This window comes from Erwinia sp. 009765445 (genome assembly GCF_058137865.1).
The window spans coordinates 16,996-41,799 of record NZ_JBYUWC010000001.1 but is presented as its reverse complement, the minus strand read 5'-3'; the positions used below and the strand labels follow the sequence as shown (position 1 = coordinate 41,799).

Genomic DNA, 24,804 nt, shown 5'->3' with positions numbered 1-24,804 from the left:
GTGAACTCACACTCTGGATTACGCTGGAAACGCGCTTAAGCGCTCCCACAAACAGAGGATGAGACTATGACAGTAATTAATCAGACTACCTGCAGGCTCTTTAGCGAAGTTGGACAAACCACACAGATCTCCGCTTACTATGAAGAAGGCCGACGTACCCTGTGGATGTTGCTGCGGGCACAACCGCGCCCGAGTTTTAACCACGAACTGATCGAAGAGATCATGAACCTCAGCTATGCCGCCCAGCGTTCTGGCTTACCCATTGATTTCTGGGTAACCGGCTCACTGGTGCCGACGATGTTTAATGCCGGCGGCGATCTGCGGTTCTTTGTTGAATCAATCAAGAACGGACGGCGTGAGGCGTTAAGAGCTTACGCACGGGCCTGCGTGGATTGCATTCACGCGGCGGCCAGAGGATTTGATACCGGGGCGGTCACCATCGCGATGATTGAAGGCAGTGCATTAGGGGGTGGGTTCGAGGCTGCGCTGGCCCACCATTTTATTCTGGCGCAGGACACTGCAAGGATGGGCTTCCCGGAGATAGCTTTCAACCTGTTTCCCGGCATGGGTGGCTATTCTCTGGTTGCCCGTCGTTCCGGAATGAAACTGGCAGAAGAACTGATCTGTGAAGGAGAATCACATACGGCAGAATGGTTTGAAACACGTGGCCTGGTTGACAAGCTGTTCCAGCCGGGCGAAGGCTACCATGCCACACGCACCTTCATTGACACTCTGCAGCCGAAACTGAATGGTGTCAGAGCCATGCTGAAGGCGCGTCAGCGGGTGCTGCAGCTGACGCGGGCTGAGCTGATGGATATCACTGAAGACTGGGTCGACTTTGCGTTTACCATTGAGCCTAAGGATATCGCCTATATGGAACGTCTGGTGCAGTTGCAGAATCGTCACAGCTCTCAGACGATGCGCAAAGCCGGATAATCTAGCGGGCAGGACGCTTAGCCAGCCACTGCTCAAGCTCCTCTGCAGGCATCGGCCTGGCATATAAGAACCCCTGGCGAGCATCGACACCGCTCGCCATCACGAACGACTCTTCCTCCACCGTTTCAATTCCCTCGGCAATAACCTGCAAATCCAGCGCTTTGGCCACTGCGACGATAGCGCGAACCAGCGACTGCGAAACCGGCTGATTATTCACACCGCGCACAAAACTTTGATCCAGCTTGATGGCGTTTATCGGCACTCTTGCCAGTTGAGAGAGGGAAGAGTAGCCGGTACCGAAATCGTCAAGATGCACTTCTGCTCCCAGCTGCTGGAACTGCTCCATCAGCGCCAGCGCCTGCTGCTCGTTTTCGATCAGGCTGCTTTCGGTCAGTTCGATATCGATCGGGCAGTCCTCCAGCTTTGCCTGATCCAGCGCGAGTTTCAGGTCTGAGTAGATACTCTGGTCGATCAGCTGACGGGGTGAAACGTTTACCGCCACGCGCAGGTTGATCCCTTTCTCTCGCCAGTGAACGATCTGCGCCAGTGCGGTTAACATCACCCAACGGCCAAGCGGCACAATCAGGCCTGACTCTTCGGCATAGGAGATAAAATTACCCGGTGAGGCCAGCCCGCGTTCTGGAGAGAGCCAGCGCACCAGTGCTTCGACGCTGTGTACATTGCCTGCATGATCCAACTTTGGCTGATAGTGAATAATCAGCTGATTCTGGTCCAGCGCTTTGCGCAGGTTGGTATCCAGCCAGAGATACTCAAAGACGCGCTGGTTCATCTCGGCACTGAAAATACAGAACTTGCCGCGGCCATTCTCCTTGGCGGTATACATTGCCGTGTCGGCGTTCCGTATCAGGCTCTCGCGGTCTTCGCCATGCTGGGGGCTGACGGCAATGCCAATTGAACAGCCCGAGTACACTTCAATCAGGCCGATGCGGAACGGCTGCTTAAGCCGGTCCAGAATGCGTGAAGCCATTGCCTCCAGCGATGCCTGGCTGGCCGTGGTTGCCAGCACGATAAACTCATCGCCTCCCAGTCGGGCCAGCGTCTGATCCTTCTCCAGACAGCTGAGGATCGCCAGTGAGACCGCTTGCAACAGCTGATCGCCGAACATATGGCCATAGGCATCGTTGACCTTTTTAAAGTTATCCAGATCGAGATAGACGATGCCAATCTGCTGATCAACCCGGTGTTCCAGCGCCTCGGCGATGGAGTGGTTGATCGCGTTACGGTTGGGCAAACCGGTAATGGTATCGGTGTTGGCCAGAACCCGCAGGCGCTCCTGCGCCCGTCGTTCTTCGGTAATATCTGTGCCTGAACAGATCAGATAAATTTCGTTTTTACCGCTGCCGCTGTGGACGAACTTGTTGCGGAACAGGAACAGCCGCTGGCCTTTTTTGGTCTTGATCCAGCGTTCCACCTCGTAAGAGCTGCCGTCGCGGAAAAAACCGCTGATATTGCGGCGCGAAGCGGCGGCTTCCTGCCTGGTCATAAACAGCTGGAAGACGTTGCGGCCTATCACTTCCTGCTCCTTAAGCCCGGTATACTCCTCACTCTTGCGGTTAAAACGCTGGATATTTCCCCGCTGATCGAGGATCACGATCACCGAGTTGGCTTCGGAAACCACCTGCTCGGCGAAAGAGAGAGCCAGCACCAGATCGCGGGCCACGGAAGAGGTATCTCCCCACGCCGAAGCGCTGCCCGCCCATTCAGATTGATTAACCTTTCTGCCAACCAGATGCAGCGACAGCGGTTCCCCATATAAGGAAATCGTAATATTTACGCTGCTGGTGATCACTGTCATTGCCCGCAGCAGGCTGGCCTGGCTCGCGGTGAGGGCGACAGCTATATGCGTACTGGCTGATTCATCTTCAGCAAACAAAAGGGCATCGCTGTCGGCCGTTAAACGCCAATGAGGGCGGGTAGTACCAAAATAGGTATCAAGTAACGATTGCCCTTGGTCATCGGTCATCTGGTTCTCCTCGAAGGATGCAATGCAGGCTGTATCTTCTTATTTTAGCAACAGTATTCGGCAACCAGCATAATCTCAAGATGTATGTTGTATATATTTTTAAACGGTAAAACAACCCGGCGAATAAAATGCCCCGATCGAAGCTCCGGATGGAGAATTTACTGCGGAGATTTGCCTGAGAAACCTGCTTTAAGTGGTAAACAGCTTTGAGGGTAGTAGCGATGAGTATATTGACGACTGAGTGGTTGCTATCGGTTTTTTTTCATAAGTAACAGCAACATTGCCGCACTAATGAGAGTAAAGAATGTTTAGTTCCCTGCATGGTTGCGGGAGGGAAGCAGGCGGGATAATCGACGTTATCCCGCCTGTTGAAACGTTATGCTGGACGTGCCACCACGCTGCGGGTTTCCATGCGGACTTCAGCGATGGTGACTTCAATCACGTCCGTCACACGATAGACCACTTCACCTTTGATCTGCACGGTGCCGTTTTCCTGGCTGCATACCAGCTCATCACGCACGGCGTGGATGAACGGGGCAGGGATAAAGGCTACCGCGCCGTTGGCGGTCAGGCGTACGCGCATGCCACCACGGGAAACATCAATGATTTCCGCAGCGAAACGCTCGTCGGTTCCTGCCGATTTCTGCAGAAAGCGCGAATACAGCCAGTCACCGACATCACGTTCTGCCATGCGGTTCAGGCGGCGGCGTTCGCCCATCTTCACGGTAATCTCATCCTGAGGGCGTTCGGCTGCTTCACCTTTGATCATTGCTTTCAGCAGGCGGTGGTTGATCATATCGCCATACTTACGAATAGGTGACGTCCAGGTGGCATACGCTTCCAGACCCAAACCAAAGTGCGGACCTGGTGCGATGCTGATTTCAGCAAACGACTGGAAGCGACGGATGCGGCTGTCAAGGAACTGCGTTGGATGAGAATCCAAATCGCGACGCAGCGCGCGGAAGCCTTCCAGCGTGGCGATAGCCAGCGGATCGACCTTCACGCCATGATTTTCCAGCACGGCTGCAGCCTGTTCAGCTTTCTCGGGATCAAAGCCAAGGTGAACGTTATACACACCGAAGCCCAGCTTCTCGCGCAACACGGTGGCGGCACAGATATTGGCGGTGATCATCGCTTCTTCGACGATGCGGTTCGCGATGCGGCGGTGTTCGGCGATGATATCCAGCACTTCGCCTTTTTCGCCCAGCAGGAAGCGGAAGTCCGGACGATCCTTAAATACCAGCGCGTGGGTCTGACGCCATTCAGCACGGGAAAGGCAGAGACGGTGCAGCAGGCGGATCTGATTCGCTACCGCTTCACTTTCTGGCTGCCATTCGCCGCTGTTTTCCAGCCAGTCAGAGACGTTGTCGTAGGCCAGCTTGGCTTTGGATTCGATCCAGGCGGCAAAGAAGGTGATCTCTTCGCTCAGCGTGCCATCAGCCGCAACGGTTACGCGACAGGCCAGTACCGGACGGCGCTGGTCAGGGCGCAGCGAACAGATGTCGTCAGACAGCTGGCGCGGCAGCATCGGAATGTTGAAGCCTGGCAGGTAATTGGTGAACGAGCGTTCGGCTGCAATGGCATCCAGTTCGCTGTTGGCGGCAACGTAAGCAGTAGGATCGGCAATGGCGACAGTCAGGCGCAGAGTGCCTTCCGGCGTCTCTTCCACAAACAGTGCATCATCCATATCTTCGGTGCTGGCGCTGTCGATGGTGACGAATTCCAGCGCGGTCAGGTCTTCACGCTCCAGCTGTTCGTCCAGCATTTCACCGGTCACGGCTTCGGGGGCTTCACGCTCCAGGTTGTGACGGGAAAGCGTTACCCACCACGGGGCAAGATGGTCGTCAGCGGTGGTGATAAAAGCGGTAAGCTCGGCGTAGAAAGTGCGGTCGCCCTTCAGCGGGTGACGGCGCATCTCGGCAACTGCCCAGTCGCCCGCCTGGAAGTCATGCTTGACATTGCGGTCGGCGCGACACTGGATAGCGTCTTTCAGCAGCGGATGATCGGGAACAATCGACAGACGATCGTCTTTCTTCTGCACGCGGCCAACAAAACGAGTCAGGAAAGGTTCAACCAGTTTTTCCGGATCGGCAACTTCACGATCCTTGTCGGTCTGCAGCACGGCAATCACGCGGTCACCGTGCATGACTTTTTTCATGAACGGAGGCGGAATGAAGTAGCTTTTCTGCGAGTCTACTTCGAGAAAGCCGAAGCCTTTCTCGGTGCCTTTCACCACACCCTCAACACGCGGCGTCTGGGAGTGGAGTTTCTCTTTGAGCTGCGCGAGCAGCGGGTTATCCTGGAACATAATCTCAACAGTTTTCGTGGCCTAAGAGCGGCAGACAGTTTTACGCGATTAACCGCCTCGCGGCAAGTAAAAAGCCGGGATATCCCGGCTTTGTTTAAGGCAAATGACCCCGTTTGTCAGGCGATTCGCAGGCCTGTTTTTACCTGCGAGAGGGTGATTTTCACCGGAACAGATTTCGAAGTTGGCGTGCCGCTGACGTCACCATAGCTGGAAAGGGGGACCAGCGGGTTGGTTTCCGGATAGTAGGCAGCCAGATTGCCTTTCGGAATGTTGTAAGGCACCAGCTTGAAACCGAAGACTTTGCGGGTTATGCCATCATTCCACAACGTTTCGATATCCACATCGTCACCGGCGGCGAGACCCATTTTTTCCATATCTTCAGGATGGATAAACAGCACTTCACGCTGACCGTACACGCCGCGATAACGATCGTCCAGACCGTAAATGGTGGTGTTGTACTGGTCGTGGGAACGCAGCGTCTGCAGAGTGAACGGTACTTTAACGTCGTCGCCCAGCTGTGGGAACAGAGAGTCAGGAAGGCTGGCTGCACTGAACTGCGCTTTATTGTTCAGTGTGTTAAAGCGGAACTCAGCAGCGGCGTTACCCAGATAGAATCCACCTTTAATATCACATTTTGCGTTGAAATCGCTGAAGCCAGGAATGGTAGCTGCGATGTGATCGCGGATTTTATTATAGTCCGCCGCCAGCGCTAACCAGTCCAGTTTCTCTTTGCCCAGCACGGCATCAGCGATCCCGGCGATAATCGCCGTTTCAGATCGCTGCGTGTCGGCAATGGGTTTACCGACGCCTTCTGAGGCGTGCACCATGCTGAAGGAGTCTTCAACGGTAATAAATTGCGGGCCACTGGCCTGAATATCCTGTTCGGTACGCCCCAGCGTAGGCAGGATAAGCGCATCAATCGCGCCCGGACAAAGATGGCTGCGGTTCAGCTTGGTGCTGATCTGCACGGTCAGTCCACAGCGGCGCAGTGCTTCTTCAGTTCGTGGGCTGTCTGGTGCTGCAGCGGCCAGGTTTCCACCCAGCGCGATCAGCACTTTGATCTCGTCACGCAGCATTGCTTCCAGCGCTTCCACGGTGTTATGGCCGGGTTCACGTGGTGGCTCAAAGCCAAAATGGTTTGCCATGCTGTCGAGGAAAGCTTTGGCTGGTTTCTCGTCGATCCCCATGGTGCGGTTACCCTGCACGTTGCTGTGACCACGGACCGGGCACAGGCCTGCGCCTTTTTTGCCGAGTTGGCCAAACAGCAGCTGCAGGTTAACGATTTCACGCACGGTATCCACTGAGTGTTTATGCTGGGTAATGCCCATCGCCCAGGTGCAGATTACCCGTTCAGCGCTCTGGTAAATGGCTGCCGCTTCACGCAGCTGCCGCTCGGTCAGGCCTGATTGTTGCTCAATCTGCTGCCAGCTGGTTGCCTCAACGGCAGCAAGATACGCCTCTATCCCTTCGGTTTTGGCGTTGATAAACACCTGATCGAACAAGCCTTCTTTGCCTTCAGCCACCAGCGCGTGATGGGTTTCAGACAGGGCTTTCACCATGCCGCGGATCGCCGCCATATCGCCGCCCAGGTTGGGCTGATAATAGGTGGAACTGATGGTACCGGCTTTGCTGGTCACCACTTCAAGCGGCTTTTGCGGATCGGCAAAACGCTCCAGTCCGCGTTCGCGCAGGGTGTTAAAGGTGACAATTTTCGCGCCATGATCGGCTGCGTGACGCAGGCTGTGCAGCATACGTGGATGGTTAGTTCCGGGATTCTGACCGAATACAAATATGGCGTCGGCATGGTCAAAATCGTCGAGACGGATAGTGCCTTTTCCCACGCCAATGCTGCGTTTCAGACCCGCGCCGCTGGCCTCATGGCACATATTGGAGCAGTCAGGGAAGTTGTTGCTGCCGTTCATCCGGCCAAACAACTGGTAGAGCCACGAGGCTTCATTACTGGCGCGGCCGGAAGTGTACAACTCCATCTGGTCAGGATTGTCCATCGCGTGGATGTGGCTGGCTATCAGCCGGAAAGCGTCGTCCCAGCCGATTGGTTCGTAATGGTCGGTTTCGCGGTTGTAGCGCAGCGGTTCAGTCAGACGGCCCTGATATTCAAGAAAATAATCACTCTGATGATAAAGTGCTGAGACGCTGTATTTTGCGAAAAAGCTGGCATCAACGTAGCGGCGGGTGGCTTCCCAGGTCACGGCTTTGGCACCGTTCTCGCAGAAGCTGAAGGTACTTTTGTTGTCGTCGCCCCAGGCACAGCCCGGGCAGTCGAATCCTTTAGCCTTGTTCATGCGCATTAGATTGCGCATGTTTATCAGAACTTGTTTGCTGTCGAAAACAAAGCGGGTGGTAGCTTCAAGCGATCCCCAACCGCCCGCAGCGGCCTGGTAGGGTTTAATGGCTGTTTTAAATTTCATAATGCTTCGCAGGTTTAAGTTATGTTTTTGTCTTGTTAAGAAGTTATTGCTTCTTTTATGCGATAAGTGTGCAATCAGGTAAACGGATTGTCTAATTGATTGGTTTAATGGTGCGATAGGCGCGATTTATCGCTAAAGCGTGAACTGATTCAAAGAATTGCGCTGTATGTTATGCATTTGCCCCTCCTTCCAGTCAGAGCCGACTAATAATTAGGCTTTCTGATGAGAAAGCGAGGCTTATGTGAAAGAATTTGCCAGCAAAATTCACGCCTTCGGTAAGGCACTGATGATGCCGATTTCGGTCATCGCCGCCGCCGGTATCTTCCTCGGCGTTGCCGCCGCTATGCAAAACCCGGCGATCACCGGAGAGGCTTTTGCCAACCTGTTCCTGCCTCAGCTCATCATCCGGTTTATCCGCAATATTGCCGGGGCATTGTTTGCCAATCTGCCGGTGCTGTTTGCCATCGCTATTGTTATAGGTCAGGCGAAGGCCGAGAAACCCACGGCGGCGTTCTCTGCCGTTATTGGTTTTATCGCCATGCATATCGGCGTCACCACCACGCTGGCGGCACAGGGCATGACGGCTGAAACCATGACGCCACAGGCGCTGCAATCCAACGGTATGTCCCAGACGGCGGCAATGATGACAGCCGCAGAATTTATCCAGATGCTGGGCATTTTTACTTACAACATGAGCGTATTGGGCGGGGTGATCGCCGGATTACTCACTTCTGTAATTCACAACCGTTTTTACCAGACCCAATTACCCATCGCGATTGCCTTTTTTGGCGGCAGGCGACTGGTGCCGATTATCACCCTGACGATCCTGCCGTTGATGGGCGTGCTGCTGGCGATGGTCTGGCCGACCGTTGGCGCGGGCATTGCCTGGGTTGGCGAACTGATTGGTAAAAGCGGTCAGTACGGCGCATTCCTCTACGGCACCAGCGAACGTCTGCTGATCCCGACCGGCCTGCATCACATTCTTAATGAAACGGTGCGCTTTACGCCCATCGGTGGCATCGCCACGGTTGATAACCAGACTATCGTCGGCGCACTGAATATCTTTAATAATTCCCTGACTCATCCGGGATCGATTCCTGACGACACCATCAGAAGCGCCACCCGTTTTCTGGCCCAGGGCAAAATCCCGGTGATGATGTTTGGCCTGCCAGCGGCGGCGCTGGCGATGTATCACTGCGCCAAACCGGAACACAAGCAGCGGGTTAAAGCGCTGGTACTGGCGGGGGCGCTGACTTCGTTCACCACGGGGATCACCGAGCCGCTGGAATTCTGCTTTATATTTGTCTCGCCGGTGCTGTATCTGTTTCACGCGGCGCTGAGCGGCCTGTCATTTATGCTGATGTCGATGCTGCACCTGATGATTGGCAACGTGCAGGGCGGCGCTATCGATCTGGTGGTATTCGGCATCCTGGGCGGCAGCAAGACCCAGTGGTGGTGGAGCATTCTGCTGGGGATTATTTATGTGCCGGTTTATTACTACGGCTTCAGGTTCATCATTCTGCGCATGCGGGTTGAGACGCCGGGCAGGGAAACGGAAGAAACAGGGCAGGAGAGTAAAACCGTTTCTGCCAGTGAGCGAACCCAGGTGATCATCAGCGGACTGGGCGGTGAGGCCAATATAGAGGATGTCGATTGCTGCTTTACCCGACTGCGCGTCAGGGTGAAAGAGATGAAGGAAGTGGTGGATCAAACCCTAATGACCACTGGCGCGAATGGGGTTAATCGCGTCAGCGATCATGATGTGCAGGTCATTTACGGCCCGCAGGTGGAGAAGATAGCCAACGAGGTTAAAACTGCGCTGGGAGGCCGGGAGTAATTAAGCCAGGCTCATGCAGGCACCTCGTGGCGGCTGAGGTCGCCACGAGGTGAGTCAACTATAGTGCTGCCCGCGCCGCCGCAATCAGGCCATCCAGCCATTCCTGATGCCCGTTAATCATCGGGTTTGGCCGGGTGGCAGCCAGCTCCATAGCAGGCTTGCCGTTCATGGTTAGGAATCTGAATCGCATCTTTTGATAGCGACTGACCATGAATTTAACCGCGGCTCATCCCTTTTATGACGTGGTTGTTCATCAGTATATGTATGAAAATGCCGTCTCTGATGTGTTTTTAACCAAAAATCCACTTATCAGGCGCACTGATCCAATTCAGGCATCCGCAGCCATCGCTTTTTCTCCATTCCACGCAGCCTTTCTGACAACAATTCCGTTGCATGCGTGCCGGCCTGAGCGCCGGTAAAGCGCAGCCGGTCCCCGCACAGGATACATTTGTATGGATCCGTGCCCAGGAAGCCCTTCATCAGCACGGCGAATCCCGGCTTCTCCGGTTTTTCCCGCGCCTGCATCTGCAGGGCCTCATACACCCGGGGCAACAGCGTTCCCCGCTTTCGGTTGGCCAGAGACCCGGAGTAACGCATCATTTTAAAATGGCGCGCCGGAACGTGGCTGATATAGCGCCCGATCATCTCTTCCTGGCTCAGCGTCTGGCGCTTATGCTTACCCGTGCGGTGATCGAGGTAGTGGTGGACCACCGCGCCGCCACCGTAGTGCCGCAGACGGGAGGCTGACACCGGCGGCCGCTTCAGGTACCGGCCCAGATACTTCACGCTGTGCCAGGCCCCCCGGGTCTTCTTCGCGAAGTGTACCTTCCAGTAACGGCCATACTGGGCCTGCAGATAACGGTGCCACTGGCGCTCATCGCGGATGTGGCCCACCCCCGGCAACATGCCGGGCATGATCCGCTCGTAGCGGCTGCGCAGCAGGCGGATGACCGCATTCCGCCAGATCCTCCACGGCCTTCTTTTTGAAGAAGAGGCTGTGCCATACGCCGTGCTTAACGTCGAGGCCGCCGCGGGTGACGGAGACGTGGACGTGAGGATGCTGATTGAGCTGGCGACCGTAAGTGTGGAGGGCACAGAATATACCCACCTCAATACCCTGCTTACGGGTCCACTTCAGCATGGTGCGGGTGGCGCAGCGGAACAGGTCATTGAGCAGGGGCCAGTTATTGTTAAAGAAGGGCCACAGCAGGTGTGGCATGGTGAATGTGATGTGCTGCCACTCGCAGTCGGGCAGAACGTGCTGCTGCTCAGCAATCCACTGCTCAGTGGACTTCATGCCGCAGGCGCTGCAGGCCTTTGACTTGCAGCTCTGGCAGAAGAAGCGTGAGTGGGTGCAGTCAGGAGAGGCACAGCAGTAACGGCGAATGCCCATTGCGCAGGTGCCACAGGCGAGCATGCGCTCAACGGCAAGGCGGGTCCACTGGCTGACGCCGTCGCCGTGTTTTTCAAGGTAGCGGTTCCAGCCGTCATCAACGGTGAACAGCAGTTTGGCGGGGCGGGGAATATACATGAGGCAGAGTATAAAACGGGGAACAGGGCATGTAACCCACCGGAACGGCGAAGCCGTGACGCTCGCCCTGCAAGGGCGCTACGTTCAAAAAATATCCGGAGATACAGGTTGTCTCACGCGATCGTGGCGGGATCTATGCATTAGCTGCACGCGATGGAGCACCGCAGGCAATACAGGTGGCCGATCGCTGGCACCTGCTGAAGAATATCGGTGATGCGCTGGAGCGCATGATGTACAGACACATGCCATTAATACGGCTGGTTGCCACTGAGTTGTCTCCCGGAAAACAGAATACTGAAGCTTCTCCGGCACCTGCCGCAACGCTACGTCGCCCTGAGAAAATTAAACAACAACGGCGTGATAAGCGATATCAACGCTGGGCTGAGGTCGACTCTCTTCATAAAAAAGGTTGCGGGATCAGAGAAATATCACGTCTCACCGGGCTGTCCCGGGTGACGGTTCGTCGGTGGATACAGTCGAAAGCCTTCCCTGAAATATCAACGAGACCACCAAAACCCGGACTTATTGAGCCGTGGCAGGAATGGCTGGAGGAACAACGAATAAACGGTAACCATAATGCCCGGCAGCTATGGCGGGAGATGGTTGGTGCTGGTTTTACCGGGAGTGAAACGACTGTCAGGGATGCTGTGTCCAGGTGGCGTAGGCAGGTTAGCGATCCTGTTGTCGCCCCAGGGCGGCTTCCCTCAGCATCCCGGGTCAGTCGCTGGTTAATGCCCTGGCGAATGATCAGAGGAGAAGAAAACTATGCGACCCGCTTCATCGAGTCAATGTGCCAGACGGAACCGCAACTGAAAATGGCACAACAACTGTCACTCGACTTCTACCGGAGGCTGAAGATGAAGAATAAATCCCAGCTAAATCAATGGTTCGTTGACGTCAGTCAGAGTGGTCTCGTTGACCTTCAGCGCGTTGCGGCCGGGATGGAGGCTGATGCAACAGCAATACACGAAGCGATAAGCAGCAGATGGAGTAATTGTGTAGTTGAAGGCCATGTAAACCGACTGAAGATGCTGAAACGCCAGATGTATGGTCGGGCAGGGTTCGAGCTACTGAGGCGACGTGTGATGAGTCCCCTTGCATGAAAATCTCTACCCAGGTTGCGGAAGACCCAAGCGTGAAGGATAAGGGAGCAGTGCGCGAGTTCCAGCCGTTTGTGGAAGCGAACTGGCTCCACAACACGGAAACCACCGGCGTGCGAATGAACGGCGAAGGGGATGCGGTATCGGGCACCCGGAATGCCGGCGAGGTAAAGGCCGGCGTTGAGGGTAAACTGAGCCAGGGACTGAGCGTGTGGGGCGCGGTGGTGCAGCAGGTGGGAAGCAAAGGCTACCACGACACGGCGGGGTCACTGGGCCTCAGCTATCGCTTCTGAGGACGGAACACCAGATGGCTTATCAGCAGGCGTCGCCATGGCGGGCCGCCTTTTTTGTTTTCTTCCTCAGCGTGCTCACAGGGAATGAAACCGGGGCGGCAAGGGGCGGCGTTTTTCAATTGCGGCCGTCAGGCTGCCCTGTTCTGGCGACGTGAACGGCAATTCCGATCGGGTCAACACCGATTCTGGCAAAATGAACAGTGATTCTGGTCATAGTGCAAAATCGTGGTATTTTCCGCCGGAATACGCTTTCACGTAAAACCAGAAACAGCGTTCACGTTCCGCCAGAATATGCAGTTATCGCTAATTATTAAAACAGCCCCTGAAATAATGGCAACGGATTAATTTCCATTTCCGGGTTATCTTTAATGAGAACATGAATAATATTTATCTTATTAATGCATGAGTTCCGGAGGAAGGTATATCCCTCCTTCCGGGCGAGCAACCCTGTAACTTATAACAAGGTAACTGATATGTATTCTGCTGATGAAATCCTGACCAAAATTAACAAAAACAAAACGAAAAAAAAACGCAGTAAATCCGCCGGTGAGAGCCAGATTACGCTGCCTGACATTATGGTACGCTCCTTTGCTGAGGTTAAAGAACTGGCCGGCGACAGTCTTTCCTGGGGTGAAAAAAACTTTCTTTACCAGCAGGCACAGGCAGAGCTGAAAGAAAATAAAATGGAGGAGTCCCGCATCCTGAGCCGCGCCAATCCTCAATTAACAAACGCGGTCCGGCTGGGTATCCGCCAGTCTTCCATGCTGCGCAGCTATGACGATCTGTTTCCGGCGCGCGCCAGCAGCTTCGTGAGGCCCGGCTCCGTCGCCTCGATGTTCTCGCCGGCGGGCTATCTGACCGAACTGTATCGCGAAGCACGGAACCTTCATGGCAGAGGCGACAGATACAACCTCGATACGCGCCGCCCGGACCTGGCCTCACTGTCGCTGTCCCAGTCAAATATGGACGACGAGCTCTCAACTCTGTCCCTGTCAAATGAGCTGCTGTTAAATAATATTCAGACGAAAGAAGGCAAAGATTATGACGGGGTGATGGAAATGCTTTCCACCTACCGTCAGACCGGTATGACGCCGTATCATCATCCGTATGAAGCCACCCGGCAGGCCATTCTCCTGCAGGATCCGGAGTTTGCCTCCTTCCACCGCAACCCGTCCGTGGCGGCAAAAATGGATACGGCTTCACTGCTCAGTATCCAGGCCGATATTTCACCCGATCTGTTTAATATTCTGACAGAAGAGATTACTGAAAATAATGTAGACGATCTTATTTATAAAAATTTTGGTGTAATCGATATTGAAAGATTCCAGAGCCCTCAGTTTCTCGCCTGGTATTACGGAATAACTTTCGATGAAATGTCTCTTTTTCTTGACGTTATGAACGGAAGTAATGCCTATTCAGGGGATGTACTGAATTCATTTCTGATCAATGATAACGGTTCTGTACAGACTTATCGTATTACCAGAGTGAGAGGAACCAACTATGAATCACAGCTTCATTATATGGATCTTTTTTATCTCGGCGATAACAGGTTTTATGTCAGAGTAAATTTCAGGGGGGATTATGGTCAGGTCAGCGTCAAGCTGGATTTTCCCCGCAGTGATATTTTCCTCTGCCGCATTCCGGGACCGACGCTGGCAGAGGTAACTTATCAGTCGCCAGTGTTCACGCTGACGGAAAGCGATCTGTCCGGGGAGTTTGGGCTGTTTCTGTACCGCTATGGGCTAAATGACAGTGCTGCAAAAATATCCTCCCGGGCCAGTTTTCGTCTGGAAACCGCTTCCGGCGGAGCCACGACGGACTTTAATCCCGGCAGTATTACCGCACTGCTTCTCCTGAAGCTGGATAAGCTGATACGTCTGTACAAGGCAACAGGCATTTCGCCGGCCGATATCCGGACCATTATTGAAAGCAGTAATAATGACCTCACGATTACCCGCGAAGTGATGAGTGGGCTGTTCTGGGTGAATTCCTATATGCATCGTTATGACATTGATGCATCTGCAGCTCTGGTCCTGTCCGGTGTGTCCATTAATAATACGGGCTACAATAATCAGAGCAGCACTTTCAACCGGCTGTTCAACTCCCCGGCGTTAAATGGTCAGCTTTTTTCAGCTGACGGCGTCACGGTTAAACTTAAGCCTTCTGACATCACGGATACTTTCCGTGCCGGCGTAATGAAACGCGCTTTTCAGGTAAATGACACCGAGCTTTATACTTTGTGGTCGCTGGCACAGGCCAGCAGCACCCCGGCAGACTTCACCTGTACCATTGCCAACCTGTCCATCCTTTACCGGATAAAGCTGTTGGCAGATGTGCATGATCTGAGCGTTACAGAACTGGCCGCCTTGCTGTCAGTTTCACCTTATGCTTCCGTCGCAATTGGCGCCCTCACGGGTTCATCACTTTCTGAACTGAATAATTTTCTTTCTCTGTATTGCGGATGGCTGAAAGACCAGAATCTGACCGTCGGCGATTTATTTTTGATGACGACAGGACGCTACAGTACCTCGCTGTCACCGGATATTGAAAATATGCTGTCAACGCTGAAAAACGGACTGGCTAATCAGGATCTCAGCCAGGCTGATGACAGTCAGTTTATCAGGGCTGCCGCCCCATTTATTGCTGCTGCGGCACAGCTGGATTCGGCAGATATGGCAGGAGCAATCCTGCAATGGCTGGATCAACTCAGACCGCAGGCACTCACCCTGCAGGGTTTCAGGAAACTGATAGACCAGGATGAACATACTCCTGCTGAGACCACTGCGCTGGTGACTTTCTTCCAGGTTCTGGCCCAGCTGGCGCTGACTGTCAGCAGGCTGGGGATCACTCCGGGGGAACTTTCGCTTGCGGTCAGCCATCCTGAAGTCTTCCAGTCCGGAGCCTCTACGCTGCCCCAGAATATCGCCACGATCCGCAGCCTGGCGCGTTTTCACCACTGGCTGCAGCAATGCGGGAAATCGGCGACGGAAATCCTGTCAGCGCTGGGTGGCGGAACCCTTACGGCAGCCCGGCTGGCCCGGGTGATGATGCTGGATGAGCAGATGGTTACTCTGGGGCTGGCCCAGCATGACAGCGAAACTTCCACTTTCAGCAGCTGGACGGATGTGGACATCACGCTGCAATGGGTGGATATGACCGGTACCCTGTGTATCACGCCAGCGGCCATCACGGCGTTAATGGATCTGCAATACACGGATGAGAATAACCAGTCACCGTACCGCGACTGGGTAGCTGTCAGCCATGCCCTGCAGGCCGGACTCAGCACCCGCCAGACCGCGCAGCTGCAGGGGGTACTGGATGAAACGCTCAGTGCCGCCGCCAGTACATACGTTATCAAAAATATCGCACCTGACCAGGTGACAGACCGTAACAAACTGTACAGCTGGCTGCTGATTGATAATCAGGTCTCCGCCCAGGTCAAAACCACCCGGGTGGCAGAGGGGATCGCCAGTGTGCAGCTGTATGTGAACCGTGCGCTGGGCGGTCAGGAAGAAGGGGTGAAGACCGCCGTCAGGGCGCGTCAGTTCTTTAGCGACTGGGACACGTATAACAAGCGCTACAGTACCTGGGCCGGGGTGTCGGAGCTGGTTTACTATCCGGAAAATTACATTGACCCGACGATGCGCATTGGCCAAACCGGGATGATGGATGAGATGCTGCAGTCGCTCAGTCAGAGCCAGCTGACCAGTGATACGGTGGAAGATGCCTTCAAAACCTACATGACCCGTTTTGAGGATATTGCCAATCTGGATGTTATCAGTGGTTATCATGACAGCGTCAGCGATCGGAATGGTACCACATGGCTGATTGGAAAATCCGGCAGCGGCGACTATTACTGGCGCAGTGCCGATATCGGAAAAATGTCGGCCGGAAAACTGCCGGCTAACGCGTGGAGCGACTGGAAGAAAATCACTGCGGCAATTTCCGCCGTTAATGATCTGGTGCGTCCGGTCATCTTCCAGTCAAGGCTGTACGCTGTCTGGGTGGAAAGTCGTGAAGTATCGGTTACATCCGGCAGCACGACCACTCAGTCCACAGAGTACCTGCTGAAATATGCCCATATCCGGCATGATGGAACATGGAGTGTGCCTGTCCTGGTCACGCCGGACAGGAATATTCTGCCACCTGTCAATACCGGTATTGCTGAAACGGGTATGTACTGCGCCCGGGATGTGGAGCAGGAGAAACTTTATATATTCTTTTACAAAATAGCTGACAGTTACAATAAGACATCGTCAACCATCTCTGCGGTAAATATTTTTCCGGATGGCCGGGTTGAAAATATGGAAGGAGAAGTGGCCAGAGAGTTGGCTTATCCGGTTTATTCTCAGTTAAGTACTCATTCATCGGTGATACTGAACTCTCATTACAGTAATAACATTAACTTTTCCGCTGCCACACAAACTGCATACGGCTGGGGTGATGGCTATTATACCATTATGACTGGTGGTACTGTATCCGGTGTTGATGCCTCTGTTTCAGAAGGCGAGATTAAAGCCATATTTACTTTTAATGCAACGGCAAGAGTGATTTATAATGGTTATGGGGGGGCCAGAAGCCGTGCACTTGTCGATATGATGAAGCTGGCTGGTAATATAGGTGACGAGTTTTATCTTCCATCAAGTGTGACCAATCTAGGTTCGATGGATTTTTCTGCGGAATGCGTAAGTATTAATAAAGATCCGTATGTGTATTTCAGACTTGAAAATATTTTTTCCAGATGGCCTGGCTTTAACGATGGTAATGATCCAGGACACCCGTATGTATTGATAAGGCAGGATAACGGGCTTTGGAGTGCTGATGGTGTAAATATTTCAGTTCCACCGGACGTAATAAGAGTTACACCAGAAGCATTAAATAATTCTTTGGATTATCAGATAGAATTTAACAGCTTTGTACGTTTGGATACGACCATTAATTCAACCGATGTAAAACTTGCTGTTACCGGTGCCGGAAACGCAAATTTCACACCGGAGGAACGGACAAAATATACGTTTGATGAATCACTGTTTCTGTTTAAAGAGAAAACCATTGAGGTCCCTCTGAGCGCATTCAGCGGCAATACTGCTGACGTTGACTTTACCTTCAGTGCCTCTGCCCCGGCAGGGGACGGCCGCTCACTGGGTAATAACTCATTCAGGATCACCCTGACCAGGGTGACCGCTGACACGCTTCCTGTTATCACGCTGAATCATACCGACACATCCGCACAGTACCTGCAGTATGGTGCCGCACGAATCAGGGTGAACACGCTGTTCGCAAAACAGCTGGTTGCGCGGGCAAACACCGGTCTGAATGCCGTTCTGTCAATGGAAACTCAGCAGTTGCAGGAACCAAAGCTGGGTGAAGGCAGCTATGTGCAGGTGGTATTCAGCCGCTATGACACCAGTCTGCATGGTGACGGTTCGTATCAGCTTTATCTGATAGGCGCCCGCGACAATGGGGATAACAGCAGCCGCAGCCGGGATCTGGTTGCTTCGGGACATGTTTCGGAGAGTGAAACCACAACTGTCACTGTTTTTATCCCCTATATTGTCAAAACACGGGAACCCGGCAGTGTCTTTATTGGCGTGGAATATTCGGATGCCAGATTCTCCTCATCTGCAGCTACCATGCAGTCATTCAGTTACAATCAAAGCTTGCAACTCTTTGTTGCTGCTTCAGATAATTCGTCAAGAACTCGGGGTCTGACAAGCCGTGTTCTTGACTCACAGACGGAACCCATGGATTTCAGCGGCGCCAACGCGCTCTACTTCTGGGAGATGTTCTACTACGTGCCGATGATGGCGTTTAAACGCCAGCTGCAGGAAGGCCGCTTCACCGAAGCCACGCAGTGGATTAAATACGTCTGGAGCCCGGAGGGCTATCTGGATAATGGCACCCCGGCCCCGTGGCAGTGGAACGTGCGGCCGCTGGAAGAAGATACCAGCTGGAATGCCAGCCCGCTGGACTCGGTGGACCCGGATGCGGTGGCGCAGGCCGACCCGATGCACTACAAGGTGACCACCTTTATGTCCTGGCTTGACCTGCTGATTGCCCGCGGCGACGCGGCCTACCGCCAGCTTGAGCGCGACACCCTCAACGAGGCTAAAATGTGGTACGTGCAGGCGCTGGATGTTCTCGGTGATGAACCTTACATGACGCAGGGCACAGGCTGGGCCAGTCCGCAGCTGAGCGATGCGGCGGACCAGACCGTCCAGACCCGCACGCAGCAGGCGCTGCTGACCGTACGCCGGCAGGTTGCCTCTGGTGAACTGCGCACCGCCAACTCCCTGACTGACCTGTTCCTGCCGCAGCAGAATGAGAAGCTGGCGGGTTACTGGCAGACGCTGGCGCAGCGTCTGTACAACCTGCGCCATAACCTGTCCATTGACGGTAATCCGCTGTCGCTGGCCATCTATGCAACGCCGGCCGATCCGGCGGCGCTGCTCAGCGCGGCAGTGAACGCCTCGCAGGGCGGCACCGACCTGCCTGCCGCGCTGATGCCGGCGTACCGGTTCCCGGTGATTCTGGAAAGCGCCCGGGGCATGGTGGGGCAGCTGAGCCAGTTCGGCAGCACGCTGCTCGGCATTACCGAACGTCAGGACGCGGAGGCGCTGTCCGAGTTGCTGCAGACCCAGGGCTGCGAGCTGGTCCTGCAGAGTATTGCGCTGCAGGATAAAAACATCGCCGAAATTGACGCGGAGCGGGCCACGCTGGAAGAGGGCCTCATCGGGGCGCAGTCGCGCCTGGACAGCCACACCGCGCTGTATGATGAAGATGTCAACACCGGCGAGAAGCAGGTGATGGATCTGGCGCTGTCCGCTTCGGTGCTTTCCACCACGGCCACCATTTCCTATACCGTTGCGGCCGGGCTGGATGCGGTGCCTAATATTTACGGTTTTGCTTTTGGCGGAAGCCGCTATGGCGCCATTCCACAGGCTATCGGTACCGGCATTGAGATTGCCGCCTCTGCTTTACGGATCTCGGCCGAACGTATAGGCCAGTCGGAAGCCTGGCGCCGCCGGCGCCAGGAGTGGGAAATCCAGCGCAACAGCGCGCAGGCTGACGTGAAGCAGATTAACGCTCAGCTGAATGCGCTGGCGGTGCGGCGCGAGGCTGCCGTGCTGCAGAAAACGTACCTGGAGACCCAGCAGAGCCAGACGCAGGCGCAGATGACCTTCCTGCTGAACAAATTCACCAGCAAAGCGCTCTACAACTGGCTGCGCGGCAAACTGGCGGCGATTTACTACCAGTTCTATGACCTGGCGGTCTCGCGCTGCCTGATGGCGGAAGAGGCGTATAAGTGGGCGCTCAGCGACGCGGCTGCGACCTTCATCCGTCCCGGCGCCTGGCAGGGAACCTATGCCGGCCTGATGGCGGGTGAGACCCTGATGCTGAACCTGGCACAGATGGAGCAGGATTATCTGAACAAAGACCAGCGAGGGAAAGAGGTGACGCGCACCGTGTGCCTGTCTGACGTGTATGCGACGGAGTTAAAAGATAAGGATACGACGCTGGCAGACGTCATCACCTCACTGGTGGATGGCAAGACAAGCGACTTTGGCTCTGCGGGTAACGGACTGAAGAGGGAGAACGGTCAGTTGCAGGCCACGCTGACGCTTTCTGACCTGAATATTACTAAAGATTACCCCGAATCACTGGGTAAAATGAAGCGCATCAAACAAATCAGCGTCACCCTGCCGGCGCTGGTCGGTCCGTATCAGGACGTGCGTGCGGTGCTCAGCTATGGCGACCCGAAAGGGCTGGCGAAAGGTTGCGATGCACTGGCGGTGTCGCACGGCATGAACGACAGCGGGCAGTTCCAGCTGGACTTTAATGATGGCCGCTGGCTGCCGTTCGAGGGGATTCCGGTGGATGGCCCCGGCACGCTGACGCTGAGCTTCCCGGATGCGGATGACCGGCAGAAAGACCTGCTACTCAGCCTGACGGACATCATTCTGCATATCCGTTACACCATCCTCAGTTAATCATCCTTTTTGTTGTTATCAGGCTCCCTGCGGGGAGCCTGTGGAGAGTTTTATTATGCAAAATACAGAGCAACTGAGCCTGACGCCGCCCACGCTGCCTTCCGGCGGTGGCGCGATAACCGGGCTGAAAGGCGACATTGCCGCCGCCGGACAGGACGGTGCGGCCACGCTGAGCATTCCGTTGCCGGTCAGCGCCGGACGGGGCTATGCCCCGCAACTGGCGCTCAACTATCACAGCCGGGCCGGTAACGGACCGTTTGGCATTGGCTGGAATCTTAACCTGCCGGCCATTCGTTTGCGTACCAGTAAAGGCGTCCCGTCGTATGACGGCGCGGATGAATTTACCGGTCCGGACGGTGAGGCGCTGGTGCCGGTGCTGACTGACAGCGGCGCACGGGAAACCCGTACGGCGGCCACGCTTTTGGGGGCGGATTTGGGCGGTGATTTCACCGTCCACGCTTACCGCTCCCGGACAGAAACCACATTCACCCGGCTGGAGTACTGGGCTCCACAGAGCGGTGCCGGGACGGACTTCTGGGTGCTGTACGCCCCGGACGGGCAGGCGCACCTGTTCGGACGCAATGCCCAGGCGCGCGTCAGCAACCCGGATAATGCTTTTCAGACCGCCGCCTGGCTGCAGGAGTCCTCGGTGACGCTGACCGGGGAGCAGATTTACTGGCAGTACCGGGCTGAGGACGATACCGGCTGTACGGAAGATGAAGAGGCGGCGCATCCGGGTGCTACGGCGCAGCGCTATCCGGCGGCGGTCTGGTACGGCAACCGGAAGGCGTCGCGGGCGCTGCCGGCGCTTTCTTCCGTACCGGTTGCCGGTGACTGGCTGTTCACGCTGGTGTTTGACTATGGCGAGCGCGGTACAGGGCCGGAGACGGCCCCGGGCTGGCTTACGCCCGGCAGTGGTGGCTGGCCATGCCGCCAGGATGCGTTTTCCGGCTGGGAATTCGGTTTTGAGGTACGCACCCGTCGTCTCTGCCGTCAGCTGCTGATGTATCACGCCGTGACGACACTGGACGGCATAGGACAGGGTAGTGACGAGCCGCAGCTGATTACGCGGCTGCAGCTGAATTACGGGGAGTCACCGGTTGTCACCACCCTGCAGAGCGTGCAGCAGGTTGCGTATGAGCCGGGCGGAACCGTCATTGCCCTACCGCCACTGCGCTTCAGCTGGCAGACGTTCACGCCACCGACACCTGACGACGCGGACTGGCAGCAGCGTGATGACCTGGAAAAAATGAATCTGCTGCAGCCCTACCAGATGGTGGACCTGAACGGGGAAGGGCTGGCGGGAATTTTATACCAGGACAACGGTGCCTGGTGGTACCGGGCACCGGTACGTCTGCCGGGGGATAATCCTGACGCCGTCACCTGGGATAAGGCTGCCCCGCTGCCGTCGGTACCGGCTCTCCGTGATGGCGGCCTCCTGACTGACCTGAACGGCGACGGTTATCTGGAATGGGTGGTGACCACGCCGGGCGTGGCGGGTCAGTACGATCGCACCGCTGAGCGGGAATGGCGGCGCTTCACGCCGCTGTCTGCCCTGCCGGTGGAATATGTCCATCCGCGCGCGTTGCTGGCGGATATCACAGGCTCCGGTCTGGCGGACCTTGCGCTGATTGGCCCGAAAAGCGTGCGCTTTTACGGCGGAAACGGAGACGGCTGGACAAAAGCGCAGACGGTTATTCAGTCTGCGGGCATCACGCTGCCGGTTCCCGGTACGGATGCCCGTGTGATGGTCGCCTTCAGCGATATGGCCGGCAGCGGCCAGCAGCATCTGGTGGAGGTACGGGCGGACGGCGTGCGTTACTGGCCGAACCTGGGGCACGGACGCTTCGGTCAGCCGGTAAGCCTGTCTGGCTTCAGCCAGCCGGCCGCCTCGTTCAATCCTGAGCAGCTTTATCTGGCCGATGTGGACGGGTCAGGGACCACCGACCTGATTTATGCCCTCAGTGACCATCTTCTGGTTTACCTCAATCAGAGTGGTAACCGCTTTGCCGCCCCGTTCAGCGTGAGCCTGCCGGATGGCGTGCGCTATGACCGCACCTGCAGTCTGCAGCTGGCGGATATCCAGGGGCTCGGGGTCGCCAGCCTGGTGCTGACGGTGCCGCATCCGGCCACGCAACACTGGGTCTGTCATCTGTCAGCAGAAAAACCCTGGCTGCTGAACGGGATGAATAACAGCATGGGAGCGGCCCACGCTCTGCATTACCGCAGTTCGGCGCAATTCTGGCTGGATGAAAAGGCGGAAGCCCTGGCGGCCAGAAAAGCGACACCGGTCAGTCACCTGCCGTTCGCCCTGCATACGCTGTGCCGCACGGAAACCACTGACGAAATCACCGGCAACCGGCTGGTCAGCACGGTACGTTACCGGCACGGCGCCTGGGATGGACGGGAGCGTGAGTTCCGCGGGTTTGGGTATGTGCAGGTCAGTGATACGGACACCCTGGCCAGTCGGGGCACGGCGCAGGAAATCAGTATGCCTGCTATCACCCGCAGCTGGTATGCCACCGGCCTGTCCGCAGTCGATGCATTGCTGCCGGAAGAGTACTGGAAAGGCGATGCGGCAGCCTTTACCGGCTTCGCCCCGCGCTTCACCACCGGCAGCGGTGAGGATGAACAGGCATACTTGCCGGATGTTGATATGGCCTTCTGGCTGAGCCGGGGACAGAAAGGCATGCTGCTGCGCAGTGAGCTCTACGGCGCTGATGGTAGCGCCCAGGCCGGCGTTCCGTACACCGTCACGGAAGTCCGCCCGCAGGTGCGGCTGATTCAGGAGCAGGGAAGCTATCCGGTGGTCCGGGCAACTACAGCAGAAAACCGGCTATACAACTATGAGCGGGTCAGCAGCGACCCGCAGTGCAGGCAGCAGGTGTTGCTGAGCAGCGATGTGTACGGCCAGCCGCTGAAGCAGGTCAGCATCATCTACCCGCGGCGTGCTCAGCCGGCGAAAAGTCCGTACCCCGATACGTTGCCGGATACGCTTTTTGCCGCCAGTTATGACGACCAGCAGCAGGCTCTGCGCCTGCAGCTGCAACAGAGCCGGTGGCACACGCTGTTATCCCCGGAGAACGGTATCTGGCTGCCGGGACTGGCGGACAGCAGCCGCAGTGACGCATTCACGCACCCGGCCACTGCCGTTCCGGCAGGCGGGCTGTCACTTGAACGGCTGCAGCAAAGCGACGGCCTGCTGTCTGACGGGCAGTCGTCCGTTCTGGCCGGGCAGACACGGGTCTGGTATCTGGATGGCCGGAATGAGGCAACGACCGGGACGCCGGCCTTTCCCCCCTTACAGGCGTTTACTGAAACCGCCGTGCTGGATGAGGGCGCCGTCACCTCGCTGTCGGGGAATATCAGCACCGATCACCTGACAGAGGCCGGTTATTCCCGGACCGGATATCTGTTCCCGCGTGACGGCGAGGCGGATAAAACGCTGTGGAGCGTTCGTCAGGGATATGCAACATACGGAACCGCTGAGCACTTCCGACTGCCGGTGGCGCTCAGGGAAACGCTGCTGACCGGCGCGGTGACCGTCACCCGTGATGCGCATGACTGTGTGATAACCCGGTTAAAGGATGCCGCCGGGCTGACCACCACCGCAGAGTATGACTGGCGCTTTCTGACGCCGGTCAGGGTGACCGATGCGAACGACAACGTCCGGTCAGTCACCATCGATGCACTGGGCCGGGTCACTTCATTGCGTTTCAGCGGGACGGAAAACGGTGTATCCGCGGGATACAGCGAGGCGGCCATGACCATTCCGGAATCGGCAGACGGGGCACTGGCGCTGAAGGCTGCACTGCCGGTGGCGCAGTGCCTGGTTTACGTGGTGGACAGCTGGACAGCAGAAAAAGACAGGATGCCGCCGCACGTGGTGACGCTGACCACTGACCGCTATGACAGCGATGAGTCGCAGCAAATCCGGCAGCAGGTGACGTTCAGCGATGGCTTTGGCCGGGTACTGCAGGCTGCGGCGCGGCAGGCGGACGGCGAAGCCTGGCTGCGGGCAGAGGACGGCTCGCTGACTGTCGGGGCAGACGGCGTTCCGGTAACGGCACAGACGGATACGCGCTGGGCCGTGACTGGCCGCACAGAATATGACAACAAGGGGCAACCCGTGCGTACTTACCAGCCGTATTTCCTGGACAGCTGGAAGTTCGTCAGCGACGACAGTGCCCGTCAGGACCTGTACGCCGACACGCATTATTACGACCCTGTGGGGCGGGAGTGGCAGGTACAGACGGCTAAATGCTGGCTGCGCCGGGTGCTGTTAACACCGTGGTTTGTGGTCAGCGAGGATGAAAATGACACGGCGACAGAAGCAAGTGATGCCGCCTGACCACCGCTCTGGCAGGCACGAGGCCTGCCGGTATTTTACCTCTT

Annotated in this window: 9 protein-coding genes and 3 pseudogenes; 7 read left to right on the top strand and 5 right to left on the bottom strand. The window is 56.1% G+C overall.

All coding sequences use genetic code 11. From position 1 onward, the window contains the following. The first annotated feature begins 66 nt into the window (after positions 1-66). Positions 67-936, top strand: a complete 870-nt coding sequence (locus tag AC3Y5R_RS00135) for a crotonase/enoyl-CoA hydratase family protein (protein ID WP_489919622.1) — start codon at positions 67-69, stop codon at positions 934-936. Between the two features lies 1 nt (position 937). Here AC3Y5R_RS00135 and pdeR read toward each other — a convergent pair whose 3' ends face one another. The 3 genes from pdeR to AC3Y5R_RS00120 form a co-directional block, all read right to left on the bottom strand. Beyond that, positions 938-2,920: a cyclic di-GMP phosphodiesterase gene (gene pdeR, locus AC3Y5R_RS00130; RefSeq protein ID WP_489919621.1), complete on the bottom strand. Its 1,983-nt coding sequence runs from the start codon at positions 2,918-2,920 to the stop codon at positions 938-940. A 376-nt stretch (positions 2,921-3,296) separates the two neighbouring features. Further along, positions 3,297-5,228 (bottom strand): exoribonuclease II, encoded by a 1,932-nt coding sequence (locus AC3Y5R_RS00125; RefSeq protein ID WP_489919620.1) that lies wholly within the window; start codon positions 5,226-5,228, stop codon positions 3,297-3,299. 116 nt (positions 5,229-5,344) lie between these two features. Further along, positions 5,345-7,657 carry an FdhF/YdeP family oxidoreductase gene (locus AC3Y5R_RS00120; RefSeq protein WP_489919619.1) on the bottom strand — a complete coding sequence of 771 codons (2,313 nt, stop codon included), beginning with the start codon at positions 7,655-7,657 and terminating at the stop codon, positions 5,345-5,347. Between the two features lie 286 nt (positions 7,658-7,943). On the opposite strand from AC3Y5R_RS00120, the gene AC3Y5R_RS00115 reads away from it, so the two are divergent. Continuing rightward, positions 7,944-9,494 carry a PTS transporter subunit EIIC gene (locus AC3Y5R_RS00115; protein WP_489919914.1) on the top strand — a complete coding sequence of 517 codons (1,551 nt, stop codon included), beginning with the start codon at positions 7,944-7,946 and terminating at the stop codon, positions 9,492-9,494. 58 nt (positions 9,495-9,552) lie between these two features. Here AC3Y5R_RS00115 and AC3Y5R_RS00110 read toward each other — a convergent pair. Together AC3Y5R_RS00110 and AC3Y5R_RS00105 are read right to left on the bottom strand one after the other, a co-directional pair. Further along, positions 9,553-9,666: pseudogene (locus AC3Y5R_RS00110) on the bottom strand (SRPBCC domain-containing protein); the annotation flags it as partial. A gap of 137 nt (positions 9,667-9,803) precedes the next feature. After that, a pseudogene (locus AC3Y5R_RS00105) lies at positions 9,804-11,025 on the bottom strand (IS91 family transposase). A gap of 83 nt (positions 11,026-11,108) precedes the next feature. Here AC3Y5R_RS00105 and AC3Y5R_RS00100 point away from each other — a divergent pair. The 5 genes and pseudogenes from AC3Y5R_RS00100 to AC3Y5R_RS00080 form a co-directional block, all read left to right on the top strand. Beyond that, positions 11,109-12,128, top strand: a pseudogene (locus AC3Y5R_RS00100) (transposase); the annotation flags it as partial. Next, positions 12,125-12,418, top strand: a complete 294-nt coding sequence (locus tag AC3Y5R_RS00095) for an autotransporter outer membrane beta-barrel domain-containing protein (RefSeq protein ID WP_489919618.1) — start codon at positions 12,125-12,127, stop codon at positions 12,416-12,418. The pseudogene AC3Y5R_RS00100 and the gene AC3Y5R_RS00095, both read left to right, overlap by 4 nt. Before the next feature lie 14 nt (positions 12,419-12,432). After that, positions 12,433-12,573 (top strand): hypothetical protein, encoded by a 141-nt coding sequence (locus tag AC3Y5R_RS00090; protein WP_489919617.1) that lies wholly within the window; start codon positions 12,433-12,435, stop codon positions 12,571-12,573. Positions 12,574-12,891: 318 nt separating this feature from the next. Further along, positions 12,892-20,409, top strand: a complete 7,518-nt coding sequence (locus AC3Y5R_RS00085; protein ID WP_489919616.1) for a Tc toxin subunit A-related protein — start codon at positions 12,892-12,894, stop codon at positions 20,407-20,409. 55 nt (positions 20,410-20,464) lie between these two features. Next, a complete protein-coding gene (locus tag AC3Y5R_RS00080) occupies positions 20,465-24,760 on the top strand; it encodes a SpvB/TcaC N-terminal domain-containing protein (RefSeq protein WP_489919615.1) in 4,296 nt (1,431 codons plus the stop codon). Positions 24,761-24,804: the final 44 nt, after the last annotated feature.

Coding starts and splice junctions, on each gene's coding strand:
- AC3Y5R_RS00120 (WP_489919619.1), bottom strand. CDS start 7,657: ATGAAATTTAAAACAGCCATTAAACCCTACCAGGCCGCTGCGGGCGGT.
- AC3Y5R_RS00135 (WP_489919622.1), top strand. CDS start 67: ATGACAGTAATTAATCAGACTACCTGCAGGCTCTTTAGCGAAGTTGGA.
- AC3Y5R_RS00085 (WP_489919616.1), top strand. CDS start 12,892: ATGTATTCTGCTGATGAAATCCTGACCAAAATTAACAAAAACAAAACG.
- pdeR (WP_489919621.1), bottom strand. CDS start 2,920: ATGACCGATGACCAAGGGCAATCGTTACTTGATACCTATTTTGGTACT.
- AC3Y5R_RS00080 (WP_489919615.1), top strand. CDS start 20,465: ATGCAAAATACAGAGCAACTGAGCCTGACGCCGCCCACGCTGCCTTCC.
- AC3Y5R_RS00115 (WP_489919914.1), top strand. CDS start 7,944: ATGATGCCGATTTCGGTCATCGCCGCCGCCGGTATCTTCCTCGGCGTT.
- AC3Y5R_RS00095 (WP_489919618.1), top strand. CDS start 12,125: ATGAAAATCTCTACCCAGGTTGCGGAAGACCCAAGCGTGAAGGATAAG.
- AC3Y5R_RS00090 (WP_489919617.1), top strand. CDS start 12,433: ATGGCTTATCAGCAGGCGTCGCCATGGCGGGCCGCCTTTTTTGTTTTC.
- AC3Y5R_RS00125 (WP_489919620.1), bottom strand. CDS start 5,228: ATGTTCCAGGATAACCCGCTGCTCGCGCAGCTCAAAGAGAAACTCCAC.